6 protein-coding genes and 1 pseudogene are annotated in these 6814 nt (G+C 34.7%); 5 read left to right on the top strand and 2 right to left on the bottom strand.

What is annotated here, in order from left to right; all coding sequences use genetic code 11:
* Positions 1–520 (bottom strand): annotated as a pseudogene (locus AC1M9M_RS11705) (muconate/chloromuconate family cycloisomerase); the annotation flags it as partial.
* Between the two features lie 114 nt (positions 521–634).
* Here AC1M9M_RS11705 and AC1M9M_RS11700 point away from each other — a divergent pair.
* From AC1M9M_RS11700 to AC1M9M_RS11680, 5 genes are all read left to right on the top strand, one after another.
* The gene (locus tag AC1M9M_RS11700) at positions 635–1525 is read left to right on the top strand and encodes a LysR substrate-binding domain-containing protein (RefSeq protein WP_481596405.1); all 891 of its coding nucleotides are present in this window, start codon (positions 635–637) and stop codon (positions 1523–1525) included.
* A gap of 167 nt (positions 1526–1692) precedes the next feature.
* Entirely contained in the window at positions 1693–3039 is a 1347-nt protein-coding gene (locus tag AC1M9M_RS11695; RefSeq protein WP_481596404.1) for a spinster family MFS transporter, read from the top strand.
* A gap of 36 nt (positions 3040–3075) precedes the next feature.
* Positions 3076–4068, top strand: coding sequence for a helix-turn-helix transcriptional regulator (locus AC1M9M_RS11690; RefSeq protein ID WP_481587688.1), 993 nt, complete (start codon positions 3076–3078; stop codon positions 4066–4068).
* 88 nt (positions 4069–4156) lie between these two features.
* Complete coding sequence (locus AC1M9M_RS11685; protein ID WP_481596403.1) at positions 4157–5272, top strand: NAD/NADP octopine/nopaline dehydrogenase family protein; 1116 nt, start codon at positions 4157–4159, stop codon at positions 5270–5272.
* Positions 5263–6249 (top strand): 3-hydroxybutyryl-CoA dehydrogenase, encoded by a 987-nt coding sequence (locus AC1M9M_RS11680; protein ID WP_481596413.1) that lies wholly within the window; start codon positions 5263–5265, stop codon positions 6247–6249. The genes AC1M9M_RS11685 and AC1M9M_RS11680 overlap by 10 nt, the downstream gene beginning before the upstream one ends.
* 30 nt (positions 6250–6279) lie before the next feature.
* Here AC1M9M_RS11680 and AC1M9M_RS11675 read toward each other — a convergent pair whose 3' ends face one another.
* Entirely contained in the window at positions 6280–6747 is a 468-nt protein-coding gene (locus AC1M9M_RS11675) for a MarR family winged helix-turn-helix transcriptional regulator (protein ID WP_092767678.1), read from the bottom strand.
* Positions 6748–6814: the final 67 nt, after the last annotated feature.

Genomic DNA, 6814 nt, shown 5'->3' with positions numbered 1-6814 from the left:
CTGCTTCTACAGCACGAGAACCAATTTTTAATTTAAAGAAGTTATGACGCTTAGCTTCGATCATCTTTTTCGCTTCAGCGATATCTTTATCTGTATCACCAGAAGCCAACACCCAAAGTACAGGAACGCTGTCACGCAGACGGCCACCTAACACTTCAGACAGCGGCAAACCTAAACGTTGAGCCTGAATATCCAGTAAAGCAGTTTGAATGGCACATTTTGCAAAACGGTTGCCATTAATATTCTTCTTCAACACTTGCATAATTTGAGCAATGTTGAAATCAGTAAAAGTTTTGAGTAGTGGAGCAAAATAAGTATCGATATTGGTTTTGATACTTTCAGGGCTTTCTTCACCATAGCCTAAGCCACCGATGGTGGTTGCTTCGCCCCAACCAATGAAACCATCCGAAGTTTCGATTTTAATGAGGACTAAGGTTTGAGTTTGCATCGTTGCGACCGCCATCTTGTGTGGGCGGATCGTCGGGATTTCAACGAGCAAGGTTTCAATATTTTTGTACATGCAGCAATATATTCCATTAATATATGCTAAATACCTTATTTGAAATAAAGTATTGAAAATAGAGGTTAAGTAGTATATTAAAATACTAAAAAAGTATGGATTGAGGAAATTTCAATGGAATTAAGAACATTAAAGTATTTTGCTACTGTGGTCGAAGAAAAAAGTATTACAAAAGCTGCTGAAAAATTATGTATCGCACAACCACCACTTACACGACAAATCAAAAACTTAGAGTCAGAGTTAGGTGTCGTATTATTTGAAAGAGGCATGAGACCGATCAAAACAACTGAAGTTGGAGAATTTTTTTACCAATATGCTGTACAGATACTGACCTTAACAGCACATGCTAAATCGATGGTAAATCGATATAAAGTGACAGATACTACCGTACGAATTGGGTATGTTGGTTCGCTTTTTTATTGGAAATTACCTGAGATTATTGATTATTTAAGAAAGCATATTGCAAATATAAAAGTTGAATTAGTGGAATGCGGAACCAGAGACCAGGTAGAAGCTTTGAAATTGGGAAAAATTGATATTGGGTTTGGTCGATTAGGAATTAGTGATCCTTCAATAAAAAGAATAGTGATCGAAAGAGAGCAACTTTTTTTAGCAGTGCACAAAGATCATACATTAGTGACCCAAAATGTTAAGGAAGTACATTTATCACAATTGGTCAACGAACATATTTATATATATCCAAATACTCCTAAACCAAACTTCTCAACTTTTATTCAAGGAATATTCTCTGAACTTGACTTAATTCCACAAAATCTGATCGAGACGAGAGAAATCCATATGGCATTGGGGATGGTGTCATCTGGTGAGGGGGGGTGTATTATTCCAAAGAGTGCATGCTCTATAGGTATGAAAAATTTGAAATTTATACCAATTCTAGATAATGAGGCTGAAAGTCCAATTACAGTTGCCTATAGAAGTATCGATAATAATGAATACATCAAACAAATATTAGATTATCTAGACGAATTGAAGAGCATGAACTAATTTTTATGATTAGATTAATATAAAATATCTATTTATATGTAATATTTAATGGAAAAATAAATAGAATAATAATGTTAAAAATGATATTAATTTTATAAATCAGCATAAATTGGCATGGATTTGTCATAGGGATAGCGCTGATCTATAAAATATTTAGGATGATTTCGATGGAAAAAATTTCCGAGTTAAAGAGTAATGATGCAAAAAAAAAGGATATTTATGCTTGGTATGTTGTAATACTTTGCATGATTGCATATATATTTTCTTTTATCGATCGTCAAATTTTGGCTTTGATGATTGAACCGATAAAAGCAGATTTGAATTTAACAGACACGCAATTCAGTTTACTTCACGGACTAGCTTTTTCTTTATTTTACGCATTCATGGGTCTTCCATTGGCTTATATCGCAGATCGATTCTCAAGACCAAAATTAATTGCTGCCGGGATTGTATTTTGGAGCATTGCAACAGCTTTATGTGGTTTAAGTAAGAACTTTATCCAGTTGTTTTTGAGCAGAATGGGTGTAGGAATTGGTGAAGCTGCTTTGTCACCTGCAGCCTATTCAATGTTTAGTGATATGTTTGCAAAAGATAAATTGGGTCGAGCTGTCGCTATTTATTCGATTGGATCTTTTGTTGGTGGGGGAATCGCATTCTTAGTAGGTGGTTTTGTCATTGGATTACTCAAGGACATGTCTCTTATCGCTGTACCCTTATTTGGAATGTTAAAGGCATGGCAAGTGGCGTTTATTTTAGTAGGTTTACCAGGAGTCATTATTGGCATATTGGTACTTTTAACTGTTAAAGATCCTAAGCGTAAAGGGCAAATGGTCGATGCGCAGGGGAACGTGGTAAAAGTAAAGCTTAGTGATACTTTTAAATTTTTGAAAAAGCATAAAAAAACATTTACATGTCATTATTTGGGATTTACTTTTTATGCCATGGCATTGTTTTGCTTAATTAGCTGGACACCTGCATTTTACATACGACATTACAATATGACAGCTACTGAAGTGGGCTATATGTTGGGTGCCGTGTTACTGATTTCAAATACTTTAGGTGTATTTGCGGCTGGTTGGATGAATGATTATTTTATTCAAAGAGGCAGAAAAGATTCGCCTATGTTTGTGGGTGTGATTGGAATCGTAGGTCTGATTATTCCAATGATTTTGTTTTCACAAGTTAATGAATTATGGCTATCAGTTACATTGTTGGTTGTTGCAATGTTTTTCGCTTCTTTCCCAATGCCGATCTCAACAACAGCAATGCAAATGCTTTCGCCAAATCAATTACGTGCCCAAATCTCATCTATCTTTTTACTCATCAGTAATTTGATTGCTTTAGGTATTGGTACCACATTAGTGGCTTTAATTACGGATCGTATTTTTGAAAATCCTTTAATGGTCGGTTCATCGATATCTATCGTTGGTGCAATATCATGCGTATTGTGCTTTGTCTTATTGAAAGTGGGTTGTAAAGCCTTCGAAAATAGTTTGCAAGTTGAGTCTAAATAAATCATGTCTGAATAAAGTAATGAGGGTACACCTATCATGTATTTATCGAATCTGAAACTTTTAAAGAAATTCAACTTATTGTCTTCAAAAGATTATTTTCAGATTAAAGATGTGATAGGACAATACTTGTGCCCTCATCAATTTGAAGTATTGAATGATGAATCTTTAGAAGTAAAATTAAGTGGGTTTTCATTTGGTCAAGTTGCACTATTTGAATTAAGTTACAATGCCCCAGTTCAAATTAGTTTTGGTGCTGAGTGTCAAAGTTATCTGTTTAGATTTAATTTGGAAGGGGAATGTAAAGTCAAATATGATCATTCAACTTATCAACAACGTCCTGGATTACTTACAGTTTCTCATCCTCATTTTGAAAATAGAATTGAACTCCAAGCCAAATGTAGAAATATCATATTAAAAATTGATCATGAGTTGATCAACACTGTTTTATATCGCTTGTTGGGGTATATCCCTCAAAAAAATCTTATTTTCGATAGTGGCATTTCCTATACATCTGAAGAAAGAATTTCAATTTTAGAAACACTGAACTACTTATGCTTTGCATATTCAAATATTGAAAACTGGTGGCAAATTTCTGATAGCTTTAGTTCATATTTGACTGAGTTATTACTGATCAAAATTCCACATAATTTCAGTGAACGAATCGCAGATAAAAAATATCAACTCATCCCAAGTTATATCAAAAATGCAGCTCATTTGATTGAGCAACATTATATGGAAGCAATCTCGATTGAGGAAGTTGCGAGGCTTGTAAAAGTCTCGGTAAGAACGCTTCAAAAGGGATTTAATACCTATTTGAACCAAACGCCTCTCAGTTTCATGACATCAATCAAATTGGACCGAGTTCATCAAGAACTTAAACACACTCAAGTTGATCAGCCTATAATTGATATCTTCAATGCTCATGGTGTAAGAAGTTTTGGACACTTTACTCGGCTTTATAAAAAACGTTATGGATGCACGCCTTCAGAAACCGTGAAACAAAACAAATTAATAGAAATAAATTCGTAATTCGAATAGCAGCACCGCTTTTTGACGCGAGTAAAAGGAAGAATCTTTCCTACTATCACAATACACAATAAATATGTAAGGGAAGAAAATGAAAATCACGGTTCTTGGCGGTGGACATGGATGTTATGCATCAGCAGTGGAGATGGCGGAAAAAAATCACGAAGTTAAATTATGGCGAAGAGATCGAGATTCACTAAAAGAATTAGCGAAATATGGTGAGCTTACTGTAAAAGACTTTCGTGGCACTAGAACAGTATCTGTTGGGGATGAACATCAAAAAATCCAACTTGAAACTGATTTATCCAAAGCTATTGAAAACGCTGAATTGATTATTATTCCTTTACCCGCAACAAGCCATGAAGATTTATCGATTGAAATAGCACCCTACTTAACATCTGGTCAAGTCGTATTTTTACCCCCAGGTACTTTTGGAACATACCTATTTGCTCAAGCAATGCTTAAAGTTGGAAATAAGTCTGACGTGGCTTTTGCTGAAACGGGTACTTTGCCATATTTAGTAAGAAAACATAGTCCGAATTCTATCGTGATTAGTGTATATGCGACGCGATTGCCTACTGGGGTCTATCCAGCAAAATTAAAAGATCATGCTATTAGAGTATTAAAGCAAGCTTATGACAGCATCGAGCCTATAGAGGATGCTTTGAGTGGAGCTTTAATGAATGCAGGACCCATTATTCATCCTCCATTAATTATGCTCAATGCTGCACCTTTAGAACATTTTGATGTATGGGATATTCATAATGAAGGTACTCAACCTTCAGTGAGGAAAGTAACGAGCTTATTAGATCAAGAGCGAATGAATATTCGTGAAGCATTGGGATACTCGAAACAGCATTTCCCACTCGCAGATCATTACAATAAAGAGGGTGAAGGAGATGAGTGGATGTATGGTAGGGGGGCACATGGTAAGTTGACTGACAGTGGCGATTGGCGCGAGAAAATAGATTTACATTTACATCGGTATATGCTCGAAGACACACGATTAGGCCTGTCATTTATTGTATCGGTTGGTAAGTATGTTGGAGTCAAAGCGCCGATTGCTGAAGGGCTTCTGAATATCGCATCATCAATTACTGGTAGGGATTTGTATAGTGAGGGTCGCACTCTTGAAAATTTAGGGTTATTTGATTTAACACAGCAACAATTAAAACACCTGTTGAACTCCGGAGAGCAATCTGCATGATTAAAAATATTATTATTGTAGGTGCAGGTAGAATGGGTAATGCGATTGCGATCGCATTCGCATATGCAGGAATTGAGATTGCACTTGTAGACGTAAAAGATCGAAACCCAGCAGAAAAAAATGAATTTCTGCAAAAATGGAATGACAGCCTCGACCAAGAGTTGCATCTCTTAGAACATATCGGGATGTTAGTGAATGATCAATGTAAAGTATTAAAAGAAAGAATTCATTTCTATTTCAAAGATAATCAAACTATTGATTGGAAAAATTGTGAATTAATTATTGAAGGTGTACCTGAAATAATGACTCATAAACAACACTGTTTTCGGTGGTTGGAACCCTTAATTTCTAAAAACTGTATTGTGGCATCAACGACTTCGACCTTTTTGGTCACTGATATAGCAAAATTAATTTCTCATCCAGAACGTATTGTTAATGCGCATTGGCTTAATCCTGGATATTTAATGCCTTTAGTTGAGCTAAGCCGATCTGAGCATACTGCTGATATAGCAGTAGAAAAACTAAAAACATTACTTGAGGCAATTGGTAAAGTCCCTGTGATTTGTAATGCAGTTGCTGGATACATTGTTCCAAGAATTCAAGCATTGGCAATGAATGAAGCAGCGAGAATGGTTGAAGAACACGTAGCAAGTGCTGAGGATATTGATAAAGCGATTCGTACAGGTTTTGGTTTGCGTTTTTCAGTGTTAGGTATGCTAGAGTTTATCGATTGGGGTGGAGGAGATATTTTGTATCATGCTTCTGAGTATTTGAGAGAAGAACTTGGTGAGCGTTACAAAGCCCCTGATATTATCAAAAAAAATATGATGGAAAATAGAAATGGCATTAGAGAACTATCAGGTTTTTACAAATATGAAAGTATGGATATTTATCAATATAAACTAAATGTCATATCAAAATTCGCTGAAAATTTGCGATTTAATCAGCTTATTCCACAATATGAAATTATGAAATAAGCGTTAGTAGGTAAAAAGATTTTAGTCTTTTTACCTATTTGGCATTAAATTGAATATTTTCTTTAATTGTAAATTTAGTGACTCAAGTTCTTGTTCATCAAAAGAATTTAATATACCAGCTAAAGTAACACGATTGATCTGATTAATTTCATCCACAAGACCATATCCTTTTTCAGTGAGCTTCACCATAGAAATCCTTTCATCATGAGGGGATGAGAAAACTTCAACTATCCCTTCTTCGACTAATCTATAGATTGCCTTAGTTGCAGTTGTTAATTTGATTGTTGCTAAATTTGCTATTTCAGTGATATTGGCTTCACCGAGAGCATTTGTACTCAAAATGATTTTTCTTTTTGTATTATCGAGACCTATTTTTTTTAAAGATTTATCAATCAATTGGGAATACTTACCATTAACTTGAGATATCCAAAAAAATGGAAAATTTTCCAAACTTTTGGGATCGTTATTTGGCAAATAATTTTCAAAATTTTTTAACATGAGCAGCAATTAAACTTAAAAAAATATAATTGATTATACAAGAAAAAAGACAAAGATTATTTTATTT

The sequence above is a fragment of the Acinetobacter sp. ANC_7503 genome, from assembly GCF_056780035.1.
The sequence above is the reverse complement of the archived record's forward strand: the minus strand, read 5'-3'. Positions and strand labels throughout refer to the sequence as shown.